At 34.2% G+C, this 15,328-nt stretch carries 14 protein-coding genes and 3 tRNA genes; 6 read left to right on the forward strand and 11 right to left on the reverse strand.

The genetic code is table 11. The features are described 5' to 3' along the window. Positions 1-2 precede the first annotated feature (2 nt). The 5 genes from NBRC110019_RS06440 (at position 3) to NBRC110019_RS06460 (ending at position 7,885) form a co-directional block, all read left to right on the forward strand. Positions 3-956: an AAA family ATPase gene (locus NBRC110019_RS06440; RefSeq protein WP_281753418.1), complete on the forward strand. Its 954-nt coding sequence runs from the start codon at positions 3-5 to the stop codon at positions 954-956. A 358-nt stretch (positions 957-1,314) separates the two neighbouring features. After that, complete coding sequence (locus NBRC110019_RS06445; protein ID WP_281753420.1) at positions 1,315-4,119, forward strand: bifunctional aconitate hydratase 2/2-methylisocitrate dehydratase; 2,805 nt, start codon at positions 1,315-1,317, stop codon at positions 4,117-4,119. Between the two features lie 258 nt (positions 4,120-4,377). Next, positions 4,378-6,639: an aconitate hydratase gene (locus NBRC110019_RS06450; protein WP_281753422.1), complete on the forward strand. Its 2,262-nt coding sequence runs from the start codon at positions 4,378-4,380 to the stop codon at positions 6,637-6,639. Positions 6,640-6,765: 126 nt separating this feature from the next. After that, positions 6,766-7,314: a TlpA family protein disulfide reductase gene (locus tag NBRC110019_RS06455; RefSeq protein WP_281753424.1), complete on the forward strand. Its 549-nt coding sequence runs from the start codon at positions 6,766-6,768 to the stop codon at positions 7,312-7,314. Between the two features lies 1 nt (position 7,315). Continuing rightward, entirely contained in the window at positions 7,316-7,885 is a 570-nt protein-coding gene (locus tag NBRC110019_RS06460) for a TlpA family protein disulfide reductase (RefSeq protein WP_281753425.1), read from the forward strand. A 78-nt stretch (positions 7,886-7,963) separates the two neighbouring features. On the opposite strand, the gene NBRC110019_RS06465 is transcribed toward NBRC110019_RS06460, so the two are convergent. The 8 genes from NBRC110019_RS06465 to NBRC110019_RS06500 all read right to left on the reverse strand — a co-directional run bounded on the left by NBRC110019_RS06465 (position 7,964) and on the right by NBRC110019_RS06500 (position 13,087). After that, positions 7,964-8,845: an alpha/beta hydrolase gene (locus NBRC110019_RS06465; protein WP_281753426.1), complete on the reverse strand. Its 882-nt coding sequence runs from the start codon at positions 8,843-8,845 to the stop codon at positions 7,964-7,966. 121 nt (positions 8,846-8,966) lie between these two features. Next, positions 8,967-9,428 carry a sterol desaturase family protein gene (locus tag NBRC110019_RS06470; RefSeq protein WP_281753427.1) on the reverse strand — a complete coding sequence of 154 codons (462 nt, stop codon included), beginning with the start codon at positions 9,426-9,428 and terminating at the stop codon, positions 8,967-8,969. A 10-nt stretch (positions 9,429-9,438) separates the two neighbouring features. Further along, on the reverse strand, positions 9,439-10,278 hold the full coding sequence (locus NBRC110019_RS06475) for a phytoene/squalene synthase family protein (protein ID WP_281753428.1): 840 nt from the start codon (positions 10,276-10,278) through the stop codon (positions 9,439-9,441). Between the two features lies 1 nt (position 10,279). Next, complete coding sequence (gene crtID / locus NBRC110019_RS06480; protein WP_281753430.1) at positions 10,280-11,746, reverse strand: bifunctional phytoene desaturase/3,4-desaturase; 1,467 nt, start codon at positions 11,744-11,746, stop codon at positions 10,280-10,282. A gap of 52 nt (positions 11,747-11,798) precedes the next feature. Next, positions 11,799-12,698, reverse strand: coding sequence for a MerR family transcriptional regulator (locus NBRC110019_RS06485; protein ID WP_281753432.1), 900 nt, complete (start codon positions 12,696-12,698; stop codon positions 11,799-11,801). Between the two features lie 74 nt (positions 12,699-12,772). Next, positions 12,773-12,856 (reverse strand) — tRNA-Leu (locus NBRC110019_RS06490). 51 nt (positions 12,857-12,907) lie between these two features. Further along, positions 12,908-12,980, reverse strand: a tRNA-Lys gene (locus NBRC110019_RS06495). A 34-nt stretch (positions 12,981-13,014) separates the two neighbouring features. Continuing rightward, a tRNA-Lys gene (locus tag NBRC110019_RS06500) sits at positions 13,015-13,087 on the reverse strand. A 132-nt stretch (positions 13,088-13,219) separates the two neighbouring features. On the opposite strand from NBRC110019_RS06500, the gene NBRC110019_RS06505 reads away from it, so the two are divergent. Further along, entirely contained in the window at positions 13,220-13,729 is a 510-nt protein-coding gene (locus NBRC110019_RS06505; protein WP_281753433.1) for a shikimate kinase, read from the forward strand. Here NBRC110019_RS06505 and NBRC110019_RS06510 read toward each other — a convergent pair. The 3 genes from NBRC110019_RS06510 to NBRC110019_RS06520 all read right to left on the reverse strand — a co-directional run bounded on the left by NBRC110019_RS06510 (position 13,721) and on the right by NBRC110019_RS06520 (position 15,267). Beyond that, positions 13,721-14,218, reverse strand: coding sequence for a phosphoribosyltransferase family protein (locus NBRC110019_RS06510; protein ID WP_281753435.1), 498 nt, complete (start codon positions 14,216-14,218; stop codon positions 13,721-13,723). The genes NBRC110019_RS06505 and NBRC110019_RS06510 overlap by 9 nt on opposite strands. A gap of 79 nt (positions 14,219-14,297) precedes the next feature. Beyond that, positions 14,298-14,873 carry a methyltransferase gene (locus tag NBRC110019_RS06515; protein WP_281753436.1) on the reverse strand — a complete coding sequence of 192 codons (576 nt, stop codon included), beginning with the start codon at positions 14,871-14,873 and terminating at the stop codon, positions 14,298-14,300. After that, positions 14,866-15,267 carry an RNA-binding S4 domain-containing protein gene (locus tag NBRC110019_RS06520; RefSeq protein WP_281753438.1) on the reverse strand — a complete coding sequence of 134 codons (402 nt, stop codon included), beginning with the start codon at positions 15,265-15,267 and terminating at the stop codon, positions 14,866-14,868. The genes NBRC110019_RS06515 and NBRC110019_RS06520 overlap by 8 nt, the downstream gene beginning before the upstream one ends. Positions 15,268-15,328 lie beyond the last annotated feature (61 nt).

Below are 15,328 nucleotides of genomic sequence, written 5' to 3' on the forward strand. Positions count from 1 at the left end.
ATATGTCTGACGTAACTGCTATTGAACAGCTAGTACAAAAACACAAACTATTAAAGGAAGAAATTGCGAAAGTAATTATAGGTCAGGAAGAGGTGGTAGATCAAGTTTTGATTGCTATTTTTTCGGGAGGTCACTCACTACTTGTTGGGGTGCCTGGTTTGGCAAAAACTTTAATGGTAAATACAATAGCAAAGGCTTTAGGCTTAAATTTTAAACGTATTCAGTTTACTCCCGATTTAATGCCAAGTGACATTGTTGGGAGTGAAATTTTAGATGAAAGCAGAAACTTTAAATTTTTAAAAGGACCTGTTTTCTCTAATATAGTTTTAGCAGATGAGATTAACCGTACACCGCCAAAAACACAATCTGCTCTTTTAGAAGCAATGCAGGAAAAGGCTGTTACCGTTGCTGGTACGCAATATCAGTTATCGTTGCCTTATTTTGTTTTAGCTACACAAAACCCTATTGAACAGGAAGGTACATATCCGTTACCAGAAGCTCAGTTAGACCGTTTTATGTTTTCTATAGAGTTAAAATATCCTTCGTTTGCAGAAGAAGTTAATGTAGTAAAAGCTACCACAGCAGATAAAAGTGTGTCAATTACGCCATTATTTACGGCTCAGGAAATTATAGATTATCAGCATTTAATAAGAAGAATGCCTGTGGCAGATAATGTTATTGAATATGCTGTTACAGTAGTTAGCAAAACGAGGCCTAATACAGATGCTACAGCAGATGTGGTTAGTAAATATGTAGATTGGGGGGCAGGTCCTAGAGCTTCACAAAACCTGATTTTAGCGGCAAAAGCACATGCTGCTGTTAATGGTAAATTTTCTCCTGATATTGAGGATGTAAAAGCTGTAGCTTTAGGAATACTTAGACACAGAGTACTTAAAAATTATAAAGCAGAGGCTGAAGGAATTTCAGAAGAATATATCATTAATTCGATTCTATAGTTTTCGTATAGAATTATTCTTCCTGTTTAAAGAAATTTAAAGCTTATGCCTTTATAGATTTAAGTGATATAGCTATTGGGTAAGCAATGTTTTACTTTATTTAATGTTGCTCAATCGTAGTAGTAGCTATATCAGTGCTTTATGGTTTAGTAAAGTACTGTATGGTTAGCTATAGTTTTTTAGCGAAAAATATAGCTTAACTTTGTTGACTCTTCATTAGAATGTTTGTTATTTTGTAAAAAAAATGATTTTTGTTACTAATTTTAAAATAGCCATTAAAATTTGTAATATTGCTTTGTTAATTGAGAAAATATTTGAACATAATTCAATTAACGTCTTTTTATTTTAAACGACTTTTATGCAGACTTACCAAGACTATTTAAAGGAAATAGAGGAACGTAAAGCCCAAGGGCTTAGTCCTAAACCAATTGATGAAGCTGAATTGTTAAGCGAGATCATTGATCAGATTAAAGATGCTGAGAATCAATATCGTGAAGATTCTCTTAAGTTCTTTATTTATAATGCGTTGCCGGGTACTACTAGTGCTGCTTCGGTGAAGGCTAAATTTTTAAAAGAAATTATTTTAGGGGAATCTGTTGTGGCGGAAATTTCAATGGATTTTGCTTTTGAGCAACTGTCTCATATGAAAGGTGGATCGTCTATTGAGGTATTACTTGATCTTGCTTTAGGGGAGGATAGTACGATTGCTAATATGGCAGCAAAAGTTTTAAAAACTCAGGTTTTCTTATATGAGGCGGATGCTGAGCGTTTAGAAAATGCATACAAAAATGGTAATGCTATAGCAAAAGAGCTACTTGAAAGTTATGCAAAGGCTGAGTTTTTTACTGAATTGCCAGAGGTTGAAGAAGAAATTAAAGTAGTTACGTTTATAGCGGGGGTTGGTGATATTTCTACTGACCTATTATCTCCTGGTAGTGATGCGCATTCAAGATCGGATAGAGAATTACACGGACAATGTATTTTTGAGCATAAGAAAGAGCAGCAAAATGCATTATTAGAATTGCAGAAACAGCATCCGGATAAAAGAGTTATGCTAATTGCAGAAAAAGGAACTATGGGAGTAGGTTCTTCTAGAATGTCTGGGGTAAACAATGTGGCCTTATGGACAGGGGTTCAGGCTAGTGAATATGTTCCTTTTATTAACATAGCTCCTATTATTGCAGGAACTAATGGGATTTCTCCGATTTTCTTAACAACCGTTGGAGTAACTGGCGGTATTGGTATCGACTTAAAGAACTGGGTTAAGAAAAAAGATGCAGATGGAAACGTAGTGTTAGATGAGGAAGGAGAACCAATTTTAGAGCAAACTTATTCAGTAGAAACAGGTACAGTTCTTACTATTAATACAAAAGAGAAAAAATTATATAACGGAGATCAGGAATTAATTGATATTTCTGCTTCATTAACTCCTCAAAAAGTAGAGTTTATTAAAGCAGGAGGTTCGTATGCTGTAGTGTTTGGTAAGAAATTGCAAACGTTGGCGGCTAAGGTACTTGGTATAGAGGCACCTGAAGTATACGCTAGTTCTAAAGAGATTTCTCATGAAGGACAAGGATTAACTGCTGTAGAAAAGATATTTAATAAAAATGCGGTAGGTACTACACCGGGTAAAGTTTTACATGCAGGTTCAGATGTACGTGTTGAAGTAAATATTGTAGGTTCTCAGGATACTACAGGATTAATGACTTCACAAGAGTTAGAGATGATGGCTGCAACGGTGATATCTCCTATTGTTGATGGAGCGTATCAGTCAGGGTGTCACACGGCTTCTGTATGGGATCTGAAGGCTCAGAGAAATATTCCTAGGTTAATGAGGTTTATGAATGATTTTGGTTTAATTACAGCGCGTGATCCAAAGGGACAATATCATGCAATGACCGATGTTATTCATAAAGTTTTAAACGATATTACAGTAGATGATTGGGCCATTATTATTGGTGGTGATTCACATACAAGAATGTCTAAAGGGGTTGCCTTTGGAGCAGATTCAGGTACGGTAGCACTTGCTTTGGCTACAGGAGAAGCTACTATGCCTATTCCAGAGTCTGTAAAAGTTACCTTTAGAGGGGAAATGAAAGACCACATGGACTTTAGAGATGTGGTGCATGCTACTCAATCTCAAATGCTTCAGGAATTTGGAGGAGAAAATGTTTTCCAAGGTAGAGTGATAGAAGTACATATTGGTACACTTCCTTCTGATCAGGCATTTACGTTTACCGATTGGACTGCAGAGATGAAGGCTAAGGCATCTATTTGTATTTCTCAGGATGATACACTTATCGAATCTTTAGAAATTGCTAAGAGCAGAATAGAGATTATGATCAAGAAGGGGATGGATAATGAGAAGCAAGTGCTTCAAGGTTTAATTGATAAAGCAGATAAGAGAATTGCTGAGATTAAATCTGGAGAAAAACCAGCTTTAACGCCTGATGATAATGCAAAGTACTATGCTGAGTTTGTGGTAGACTTAGATATCATTGATGAGCCAATGATTGCAGATCCAGATGTACATAATGATGATGTGTCTAAACGATATACGCACGATACGATTAGAGATTTATCGTACTATAAGGGAGATAAACATGTTGATTTAGGATTTGTTGGGTCGTGTATGGTTCATAAGGGAGATTTAAAAATTGTTTCTCAAATGTTGAGAAATTTAGAAGATCTTTATGGTAAGGTAGAATTTAATGCGCCGCTTGTTGTGGCAGCGCCTACATATAATATTATTGACGAATTAAAAGAAGAAGGAGACTGGGATGTGTTGCAAAAGTACTCAGGGTTTGAGTTTGATGATGCAGCTCCTAAGAATGCGGCTCGTACTGAATATGAAAATATGATGTATTTAGAGCGTCCTGGATGTAATTTATGTATGGGTAACCAGGAGAAAGCAGCTAAAGGAGATACGGTTATGGCTACCTCTACTCGTTTATTCCAAGGACGTGTAGTTGCCGATTCTGATCGTAAAAAAGGAGAATCTTTGTTGGCATCAACACCAGTAGTGGTTCTTTCTGCAATACTAGGTAGAGTACCAACAGCCGATGAATATAAGGCAGCTGTAAAAGGTATTAAGCTTACTAAATTTGCTCCACCATTAAAACAGTTAACTTCTCAGGGGCCTGCTCACAGAATTACATTTTAATAAATAGCGAAGGTTCATAAGAAATAAGAGCGAGTTGGTTTACTATAAACTAACTCGCTTTTTTTTGTGTTAAAAACAGCTATAAAAAGCTGTTAATTATTTGCTATTAAACATAGGGGAACCCCTTATTTAATTTGTTTTTTTCTTTTGATAATCACTTAATTAAACTGAATCTAAATTAAGATAACATATAATAATTTAGCGAGTTGTGTCCGTTTTTTTTAATAATTTAGAGTCTAAGTTAAAAAGAAAAAATGTATGGCATTTGATATTGAAATGATAAAGGCCACCTATGCTCGTATGAAAGACCGTATTGATGCGGCACGAGAGATTGTTGGTCGACCTTTAACGCATGCTGAAAAAATTCTGTATAATCACTTATGGGATGGTGTAGCCACTGAGGCTTACGAAAGAGGGAAATCATATGTAGATTTTGCTCCAGATCGTATAGCATGTCAGGATGCTACAGCACAAATGGCATTATTGCAGTTTATGCAAGCGGGTAAAAATAAAGTGGCTGTTCCTACAACAGTACACTGCGATCACCTAATTCAGGCTAAAATTGGAGCTGACAAAGATTTACAGGAAGCTCTTAACCAAAGTTCTGAAGTATTCAAATTTTTAGAATCTGTTTCTAATAAATATGGGATTGGTTTCTGGAAACCAGGAGCTGGGATTATTCACCAAGTAGTATTAGAAAATTATGCATTCCCTGGAGGGATGATGATTGGTACCGATTCTCACACAGTGAATGCTGGTGGTTTAGGTATGGTTGCTATTGGTGTTGGTGGTGCCGATGCCGTTGACGTAATGGCAGGAACGGCTTGGGAATTAAAATTCCCTAAATTGATTGGGGTTAAACTAACTGGAAAATTATCTGGTTGGACTGCTCCTAAAGATGTTATTCTTAAAGTAGCCGATATATTAACTGTAAAAGGTGGTACTGGTGCTATTGTTGAATACTTTGGCGAAGGTGCAACTTCTATGTCTTGTACTGGTAAAGGTACTATTTGTAACATGGGTGCAGAAATAGGGGCTACTACTTCTACATTTGGTTATGACGAGTCTATGGAGCGTTATTTAAGAGCTACTGATAGAGATGATATAGCCGATGAGGCTAAAAAGTATAAAGAGTATTTAACTGCTGATGCAGAAGTATATGCTGATCCGGAAAAATACTTTGATGAGTTAATTGAAATTAATTTGGACGAATTATTACCTCACTTAAATGGTCCGTTTACGCCAGATTTAGGTACGCCTGTTGGAGAAATGACTGAGAAGGCTACTAAAAATGGTTGGCCTTTAGAAGTAGAATGGGGATTAATAGGTTCTTGTACCAATTCTTCTTATGAAGATTTATCAAGAGCTGCATCTGTTGCCAAACAAGCTTTAGATAAAGGATTGGTTACAAAAGCTGAATTTGGTATTAATCCGGGGTCTGAGCAAGTACGTTATACCGCTGATCGTGACGGATTATTGCAAATTTTTGAAGATTTAGACGCTACGATTTTTACTAATGCTTGTGGACCGTGTATTGGTCAGTGGGATAGAAAGGGAGCCGATGAGCAGAAAAAGAACACTATTGTGCACTCGTTCAATAGAAACTTTGCTAAACGTGCAGATGGTAACCCTAATACACATGCATTTGTTGCATCTCCTGAATTAGTTGCTGCTATTGCAATTTCAGGAAAATTAGATTTTAATCCGCTTACAGATACAATAATCAATAAAGATGGGGAAGAGGTAAAATTAGATGAACCAACTGGTTTTGAATTACCGCCAAAAGGATTTGATGTTGAGGATCCTGGTTATCAAGCGCCTGTGGAAGATGGTAATGGAATAGAAGTGGTTGTAAAATCAGATTCTAATCGTTTACAATTATTAACTCCATTTACTCCACTTGGAGATACTATTACAGGGGCTAAATTATTAATTAAAGCATTTGGTAAATGTACTACAGACCACATTTCTATGGCGGGTCCTTGGTTACGTTTCCGTGGTCATCTCGATAACATTTCTGATAACTGTTTAATTGGTGCGGTTAATGCATATAACCAAGAAACAAATAAAGTTAAATCTCAGCTTACAGGTGCGTATGATGCAGTGCCAGCTACTCAAAGAGCCTATAAAGAAGCTGGAGTCAAAACGATTGTAGTAGGAGATCATAACTATGGAGAAGGATCTTCTAGAGAACATGCTGCAATGGAACCTCGTCATTTAGGAGTTGCTGCTGTATTAGTAAAATCTTTTGCTCGTATTCATGAAACAAACCTTAAAAAACAAGGTATGTTAGCGTTAACTTTTGCGAACGAAAGCGATTATGATTTAATTCAGGAAGATGATACTTTCAACTTCTTAGATCTTAATGAGTTTGCACCAGAGAAACCTTTAACTATTGAGGTTGTTCATGCAGATGGATCTAAAGATGTTATTAAAGCAAATCATACATATAATGAAAATCAGATTAAGTGGTATGAAGCAGGTTCTGCCCTTAACTTAATTGCTGCTGAAAATGCATGATTTTCATTTGTGAAATATTTTATAGAAAACTCCCGATTTTGTCGGGAGTTTTTTATTTAGTTAGTATTTTTACCTAATCGAAGAAGCGTAGCGTACTTCATTATATTATTCAAACTTTAACCAAAAATGAAAAAAAAGACTTTTTTCAATTTAGTACTTATCTTATTTATACTTTCTTTTTTTGTAACTCCTTTAGGTAGAGAATCTAAAATATTTTTAATTAGAACGTTTGCAACTTCCCCCGATATTATGAATCCGTCAACTCAAAATATTGATTTTGATTGGAAGTTAAAGGAAAAGGATAATACACAATTTAATTTTAAGAAGTCCAAAGGAAAGGTAGTCTTTGTTAATTTTTGGTCTTCTTGGAGGCTTACTAGTGTGGCAGAATTAAAAAGTGTACAGGCACTATATGATGATTATAAAGATAAAGTAGATTTCTATATTATAACAAATGAGCTACCAGAACCGGTTGATTCACTAAAACAGGCGAGAGGTTATACCTTTAAAGAAACTTATTTAATTATAGGTGAAAAAATGCCTTTTGATTCTGAAAAGATACCTTCAGGGTATATTATAGATAAGAATGGTAACCTAGCGGCTTCTTCACAAAAAGGAACTGATTGGAATAGCAAAAAAGTCAGAACATTACTCGATAAGTTATTAGCTGAATAGGTTGAAGAGATTAACAAAAAAGCAAATTAGTAATCTTGCTTTTCTAGCGGTTTTAGTACTTATTGTATTTACGCCTCTAGGGAAACAGGTAAAGATTTATCTAAATCGCTGGATTGCCTTTAGTCCGTCTGTTGAAAGTGTGGAAGATAGAGCCATGCTATCTGCTAAAGATTACCAGTGGAAGCTACAAGATGAAAATGGAAATGTAGTTGATTTTAGTAGTTTTAAAGGTAAAGTTGTACTTATAAATTTTTGGGCTACATGGTGTCCTCCGTGTATTGCAGAAATGCCTGAATTACAAGAATTGTACAATAGCTATAAGGGAAATGTAGTTTTTCTATTTGTGTCTCAAGAAGAGATAAGTACAATAGTGTCGTTTAAGGGTAAGTACGAGTATGATTTTCCGGTTTATCAGTATCTTACTTCTTTGCCAGAAACACTTGACCATGGAAGTATTCCTACTACTTTCTTAATTAATAAAAACGGATATGTAGTGATTGAAAAAACAGGGGCAGCTGCTTGGAATTCAGATAGTGTTCATGAAACTATAGATACTTTACTCAATAATTGATATTAAATGCTACGAGACTTGTTTCAAAATAGAAATGCAATGCTTACTAAATGCTTTGTAGACTTTCCATAAAGTAGTTTACTCAAAATTATTGGTAATAAATAGCAATGCGTCTTTTAACCCTGTTCTCCAATAATCCCATGTATGACCGCCATTTCTAACTCGATATTCATGTGGTATTTTTAAATCTTTCATAACCATATGAAGTGTAGCGTTTCCTTTATATAAATAATCGTCGTCTCCTATATCTATATAAAGCTTAACCGATGCCTTGTCAGATTCTTTAAGGTGCTGTGCTAAATATATTGGACTATTGTAATTAGAAAACGAGTTGATCCGATCTTCAGGTGTTTTAGGAGATCCGTAAGCAGTTTTATAGCGTATAGCGAATTGTTTATTGCTAAGTGCCATCATTTCTTCATCTGTACGTATAGCAGGACTTAGAGCACTTCCTGCAATAAATAATTCCGGATGATGAAAACTGTAATTTAACGTACCAAAACCTCCCATAGAAAGTCCGGCAACACCACGTTTTGTTTTAGCTCCGCCACAGTGATATTTAGCTTCTACATAAGGTAATAGTTCTTTAAAAAAGAAATCTTCGTAATTATATTGATTATTGTAGCTATTCATATAATAGGTAGCTTCTCCATCGGGTATTATTACAATGGTTTCCGGCATTTCTCCGGCAGTAATGGCTTCAGACATTACTTTGTTTAAATGTCCGTTTGTTTCCCAATCTATTGGTTTGGCACCTAACCCATGTAGTAAGTATATTACCGGATAAGTTTTGGTGGTATCAATACCGTATTTGGCAGGTAGGTAAACACAATAGTTTTTGGTTTTATTTAGAACTGTACTTTGTATAGAATCATTAATAATGCTGCCTTGTTGCGCATTTGTATGTAGAAATCCAAGCAACAAAAATAGTGTTGCGAAAAATGAAATTTTAGAACGCATTGGTATATTTTCTAATACTGTAAAGATATCAAATATTATGAGATTGGCTCTAGTAAACTACTTCGGGGCAAGCCCGCGAAGCATTTTAATCTCAATTATTGAGCAACAATGTAGGAGTATGTTATTTATTTAATTCGTTTCGGTAGTATTTAAAGGGAACAATAAGCATTCCGAAACATTCTCCATGTTCCTTACCTATATGTTTATGATGCATTTTATGAGCTCTTCTTAAAGCTCTGGCGTACCAATTATTGGTGTTTCTGAATAGCTTAAATCGTTGATGAATAAAGATGTCGTGTACCATAAAATAGGTAGCTCCATAAGCCATAATACCAATACCAATTGGGTATCCGTACCAAAAGGTGGTGTTAACACCTGCTAGCAAAAAACTCATACTTATAACGGCATAAAAGATAAAGAACGCATCGTTTCTTTCAAACCATGAGTCATGATCTTTTAAATGATGATCTTTATGAAGTACCCATAAAAAGCCATGCATAATATATTTATGACTAAACCAAGCCATAAATTCCATAAACAAAAAAGTAGCCGTGAAAACAATTATAAAACCAAAAATATTCATATCAATATTTTTATAATAAGTTGAATCTATAATTTAAGTAACATTTGGCTAACACTCCAAATTTTTGATAATTTGGAACTCTAATCCTCGTGTTTTTAATTTCTAAAGAAGGTGTTTTTTTAAGTTTTTGAAGTAGTTTATGGTAATACTTATATGCGGTATATACTCCAAATTTAGCTTCGATGGGTAATCTCTGAATGCCTTCAAAACCTTTACTGAAATCGTTCTCAATTTCCTGAATAATACGAGCTTTAGATGCTTCATCAAGCATGTTTAAATTGGTGCCCGGAAAATACGTTCTTTGCAATGTTTCAAAATCATCTTTAAGGTCTCTTAAAAAGTTTACTTTTTGAAAAGCTGAACCAAGAGACATCGCAGCATCTTTTAATTCATTATATTTTTCTTTATTACCTTTTACAAATACGGTTAAGCACATAAGACCTACCACATCTGCAGATCCGTATATGTATTGTTTGTACTCATTAATGGTATTGTATTCTTTTTTGGTAAGGTCTTGACGCATACTATTCATAAAGGCTTCTATAAGTGTTGTGTCTAGAGTATATTTATGAACGGTATGCTGAAATGAGTTTAAAATTGGGTTTAAACTTATTTTATTTTCAATGGATTTGTAAAGCTCTTTTTCAAATTCATCAAATAGTTCGTTTTTAGGATACTCATGAAATGTGTCTACTATTTCATCGGCAAACCTAACAAATCCATAAATATTGTAGATGTCTTGTCTTGTTGCTGGTGAAAGCATTTTTACAGCTAATGAGAAAGAAGTGCTGTATGCTTCTGTAACAAGCTTGCTGCTTTGAAAGGAAACGGAGTCAAAAATACTTTTCATACTAACTTTTTGGGTTTTGGATAACGAGTTCTGAAACCAGTTTTCCGGATATTAATGCCGGAGGAACTCCGGGGCCGGGTACTGTTAGCTGTCCAGTAAAGAATAAATTTGAAACTTTTTTACTTTTAAGCTTAGGTCTTAAAAATGCGGTTTGTAATAAGGTGTTGGCTAATCCATATGCATTTCCTTTATACGAATTGTATGCTTCTTTGAAATCGTTTACACAGAAGCTTTCTTTAAATATAATACTATTTTTTAACTTTTGATTGGTAAGATATTCAAGACGTGTTATGATTTTTTCAAAATAAAGCGTTCTCATTTCTTTAGTATCTTCCAATCCGGGTGCGATGGGAATTAAGAAAATACCCGCTTCTTTATTTTCAGGTGAAATATTGCTATCAGTTTTAGAAGGAAAGCTAGCATAGAATAATGGGGTGTCTGGCCATTTCGGAGTATCATAAATATCTTTTGCATGCGTATCAAAGTCTACGTCAAAAAACAAAGTATGATGATCTACATTTTCTATTTTTTTGTCAAACCCTACATAAAAAAGTAAAGACGATGGGGCAAAAGTTCTTTTTTCCCAATACTTTTCGGAGTACTGTCTAAACTTTTTGTCTAAAAGTGTTTCGGTATGATGATAGTCAGCTCCGCTAACAATAATATCTGTAGCGATGGTTGTGCCGTTAATCTGTAACCCCTTAACAGTATTATTTTCTACAATAATCTTTTCAGCGGATGCGTTTAACTGAATAGTAACGCCTAATTCTAAGGCTAATTTTTCTATTCCCTTAATTACGCTGTGCATTCCATTTTTGGGATGCCATGTACCCAGTCCGAAATCAGCATAATTCATAAAATTATAAAAAGAAGGAGTGTCAGCCGGTTTGGCTCCTAAAAACAAAACAGGAAATTCAAGAATTTGAACTAGGCGTTCGTTTTTAAATTCTTTGCGAACATCTGATTTTATGGTAGAAACAAATTGAGTTAATCGTTTAATAGTTGGTAGTGTAACCAATTCTAATGGTGATACACCAGGTTTGTAAACTAAGTCTTTAATAGCAATATTGTAATTATCTTCAGCCTTCTTTATGAACTTTTGTAATTTCTTACTGCTTCCTTTTTCAACAGATTCAAAAGTTTCATATATTTTTTCTAAAGAGTCTTCAATAGAGATATAGTCGTTTTCACCGAAATAAACGCTGTATGCGGGGTTTAACTTTGTTAATTGGTAAAATTGGTCGGGGGAAGTGTTAAAGTCAGCAAAAAAGCGCTCAAATACGTCGGGCATCCAGTACCATGTAGGTCCCATGTCAAATGTAAAACCTCCCTTGGTTAATTGTTGGGCTCTACCGCCAATACATATGTTTTTTTCATAAACGGTAACTTCATAATTAGCCTTTGCTAGATAGCAAGCTGCTGCTAAAGAAGAAAACCCTGAACCTATAATTGATACTTTTTGTTTCATTGTTTAACAAATATAAAGAAAGATTAAACAAAAATGAGGTAGATAAAAAAATTTACAACTTTTTAACTAAATCCGAAACTCCTGTGAATGTGCACATATTTTCAGGAAGTTGGTCTAAATCAAGTTCGCTTATCTTGTTTCCTAATAGCCACAACTTATTTTTTTTCTTATAATTAACTAGGTTATTGAATCTAACTAGATAATCAGGAATATTCTCAAACGACGGGGTTACTGTAAAATATGTGATAAAAGTTATTTCGGGGTAATAAGAGTTTAAGTCAGCTAGATCTTCTAACGGCATACTTGGTCCTAAATATATGGTGTGGTAGCCATTCTTAACAATTTCATGGTTTAGAAATAGGAGTCCTATCTCATGAATTTCATGTTCAGGCAGGAATAGTACAAAGGTGGTATTCTTATCTGTAGATACTGTCTCTTGAAGGGTTTCGGTATTTATTAAAATCTTTTGTTTAATAAGGTTAGAAATAAAATGCTCATGAGCGGGGGTAATGGTTTCTGTTTGCCATAAAAGCCCCAGTTCATATAATAGTGGTACAAACACATCGTAAAAAATCTCTGAAAATGTTTTATGTGCAATAAGGTTTTTATATGTTTTTGTAAAAAGCGTAGGGTTGAAATTAACCATTGATAGCTTAAGATCATTAATGGCTTGACTCTTAATTGCATTTTCAGATATGAGATCTTTTACTAACTTAATGATTTGAGCATCGGTAAAACCAGCTATCTTAGATATTTTATATCCGTTGTTATAAAGTAAAGTGATGTTAAGTAGTTTTTGAAGGCTCTTAATAGAGTAGGTTCTAATATTGGTATCTGTACGGTGTGGAGAAAGAAGGTTGTATCTTTTTTCCCAAATACGAATGGTGTGCGCTTTAATGCCGCTTAAGTTCTCAAGATCCTTTATGCTAAAAACCCTCTTAATATTGTTCATCAAAAATAGCTTTTTGTTAAACAAAATTAAATAAAACTAATTATAAAAGAAAATGTTGATTATTTTTTAAAAAGTGCCTACGACTGGATTCGAACCAGCACGTCCTTTCGAACACCACCCCCTCAAGATGGCGAGTCTACCAATTTCTCCACGTAGGCATAAGATTGGGTAAAAATAAAAAAAGTTGAGTTATAAAACTCAACTTTTTGTGACCCGGCTGGGGTTCGAACCCAGGACCCCAACATTAAAAGTGTTGTGCTCTACCAGCTGAGCTACCGAGTCTGGCCATATTTGCATATCAGTTAAAGAAAAAAAGTGACCCGGCTGGGGTTCGAACCCAGGACCCCAACATTAAAAGTGTTGTGCTCTACCAGCTGAGCTACCGAGTCTTGTTATTCTTTCGCTGAATGCGGGTGCAAATATAATATCATTATTTTATTTTTCAAGAGATTTTTAATATAAATTTGTCTTTTTTTTAAAGTGAGAGTGTAAAATGCTCTTTTAAAGTAAATTACATATATATGATTATTTTATTAGGATACATGGGGAGTGGTAAATCGGCTGTAGGAAAATCTTTGGCAGTTAAATTGAATCAACCTTTTTTAGATTTTGATGAATACATAGAGCAGAAAGAAGGAATCTCTGTAACTACAATTTTTCAAGAAAAAGGGGAGATATACTTTAGAAAAATAGAACATCTTTATCTTAAAGAGCTCCTTGATGAGAATAGAAATATGGTTCTTTCATTAGGAGGGGGTACTCCCTGTTATTCAAATAACATAGCATTATTACTTAAGGCAACACCCCATGTGTTTTATTTAAACGTAGGAATAGGAACACTTGTTGAGCGCTTACTAAAAGAGAAAAGTCACAGACCTGTAATAGCCCATCTTACAGAAGAAAACCTTCCTGAGTTTATAGGAAAGCATCTTTTTGAAAGAAATTCATTTTATCAGCAGGCTCACCACCACGTTAATGCTAATAAAAAAACTATTGAGGAGTTGGTAAATGAAATAGGTGCTTTAATCTAAATATACAAAATCATTTTTGTCTTCAAATACAACATGTACATGCTCTTGCAAAGATGTAGATAATGAGATCCCTTTAAAATCTGCTTTTACCGGATATTTTTTATGATTTCTGTTTACTAATACAGCGGTTTTAAATTTTTTAAGAGGTACATCTAAAAAATATTTTACACCATACATTAAAGTAGTGCCAGAATTTAGTACGTCGTCTACCAATACCAAAGCTTTGTTAGTATAGTACTCTTTAGGAAAAGAGGTAGTTATCTCTTTTTCTAGAGGGGCAGGTTTGTTTATATGTACTTCGGCTACTTTCACTTCTAAATCTGAAATTTCAGAAAGTGTAGTACCAATTTTTTGAGCAAAAATAAATCCATTCCCATTTATTCCGGCAATTACAATCTCCTCCTCATTAATATTGGTCTCATAAATTTGATAAGCTATACGCTTAATTTTATGTTGTATTTCGTCGTGCGAAAGAATTTTATTTTGCATATTATTCAATTGATAATTCTAAATTTAATGTCAAAAATAACTATAATCTATAAATTAAATTAAAATATAATAGAGTTATTTATATAGGTTTCGCTATAAAAAATAACTCATTACTCATTCTGGGCTTTATGGAGTTTTTACAGTTTTCGATTTTAATGAGTTGAAAATGTTTTAAAAACAGTTTCTTATATTCATTAATGTCTCCGCCAAAGGGAGGTCCGTTTTCAGTTAATGGAAATGAAAATAGAACTCCGGTTAGCTTTCCGTTTAGATTTAATAGCTCATGCATTTTCTTAATATAAGACGTTCTCATCTTAATGTCTAATGCACAAAAGAAGGTGTGTTCAAAGATTAGATCAAATGTATCATTAATACTAAAAAAATCAGTGATTAGTATGTGTGATTTTGGAAATTCAGGCACCCGTTCTCTAAAGTTATTCAAAGGTTCTTCTGTAATATCGGCAATATATACGTTGGTAAAACCTTTGGAAAACAAATACGATGCCTCATATGCATGACCACAACCCGGAATTAAAATTTTTAGTTCTTTATTTTCTAATTGGTCTATGTAATCTGTTAGGGCAGGAATGGCATAGCCTACATCCCATTTTGTATTGTGACGTATATATCTGTCTGACCAGTATTCTTTATTCATCTTTAGATTCTGAGGTGAAAGACTCGTCATCTGGATCTAAATAATCCTCAATAGATCTTCTGTCTTTTTTGGTGGGTCTACCTGCGCCTTTCTTTCTGTAATAGTCTTGCGATAGTTTAACTAGGTTGGCATGTTCAAATGCTTCTTTTGGTGTGGTATCTACCCTGTAAATATCTACTAGTTTTGCACCAACTCTATTTGGCGGAATATCTAATACATTTAGCTGATAATCTACTTGGTTTTTCCTATAGATTATTTTATCACCCGGATAAACCTCACGTGAAGGTTTAACTACTTGATCATTTATTTTAACATGTCCTTTTTTGCAGGCTTCTGTTCCTATGTTTCTAGTTTTACAATAACGTATACACCACAAATACTTGTCAATTCTCATTATCTTGTTATTTACGCAACTTGTTTATACTTTTTGTATCTATATTACAAAAGTACATATT

It is taken from the genome of Neptunitalea chrysea (assembly GCF_027924145.1).
Taxonomy (GTDB): Bacteria; Bacteroidota; Bacteroidia; order Flavobacteriales; family Flavobacteriaceae; genus Neptunitalea; species Neptunitalea chrysea.

Excerpts from the sequence above, each read along its gene's own strand:
- NBRC110019_RS06470 (WP_281753427.1), bottom strand. The coding sequence starts at position 9,428 with ATGAATATTTTTGGTTTTATAATTGTTTTCACGGCTACTTTTTTGTTT.
- NBRC110019_RS06455 (WP_281753424.1), top strand. The coding sequence starts at position 6,766 with ATGAAAAAAAAGACTTTTTTCAATTTAGTACTTATCTTATTTATACTT.
- NBRC110019_RS06450 (WP_281753422.1), top strand. The coding sequence starts at position 4,378 with ATGGCATTTGATATTGAAATGATAAAGGCCACCTATGCTCGTATGAAA.
- NBRC110019_RS06440 (WP_281753418.1), top strand. The coding sequence starts at position 3 with ATGTCTGACGTAACTGCTATTGAACAGCTAGTACAAAAACACAAACTA.
- NBRC110019_RS06445 (WP_281753420.1), top strand. The coding sequence starts at position 1,315 with ATGCAGACTTACCAAGACTATTTAAAGGAAATAGAGGAACGTAAAGCC.
- NBRC110019_RS06485 (WP_281753432.1), bottom strand. The coding sequence starts at position 12,698 with ATGAACAATATTAAGAGGGTTTTTAGCATAAAGGATCTTGAGAACTTA.
- crtID (WP_281753430.1), bottom strand. The coding sequence starts at position 11,746 with ATGAAACAAAAAGTATCAATTATAGGTTCAGGGTTTTCTTCTTTAGCA.
- NBRC110019_RS06505 (WP_281753433.1), top strand. The coding sequence starts at position 13,220 with ATGATTATTTTATTAGGATACATGGGGAGTGGTAAATCGGCTGTAGGA.
- NBRC110019_RS06475 (WP_281753428.1), bottom strand. The coding sequence starts at position 10,278 with ATGAAAAGTATTTTTGACTCCGTTTCCTTTCAAAGCAGCAAGCTTGTT.
- NBRC110019_RS06515 (WP_281753436.1), bottom strand. The coding sequence starts at position 14,873 with ATGAATAAAGAATACTGGTCAGACAGATATATACGTCACAATACAAAA.
- NBRC110019_RS06520 (WP_281753438.1), bottom strand. The coding sequence starts at position 15,267 with ATGAGAATTGACAAGTATTTGTGGTGTATACGTTATTGTAAAACTAGA.
- NBRC110019_RS06510 (WP_281753435.1), bottom strand. The coding sequence starts at position 14,218 with ATGCAAAATAAAATTCTTTCGCACGACGAAATACAACATAAAATTAAG.
- NBRC110019_RS06465 (WP_281753426.1), bottom strand. The coding sequence starts at position 8,845 with ATGCGTTCTAAAATTTCATTTTTCGCAACACTATTTTTGTTGCTTGGA.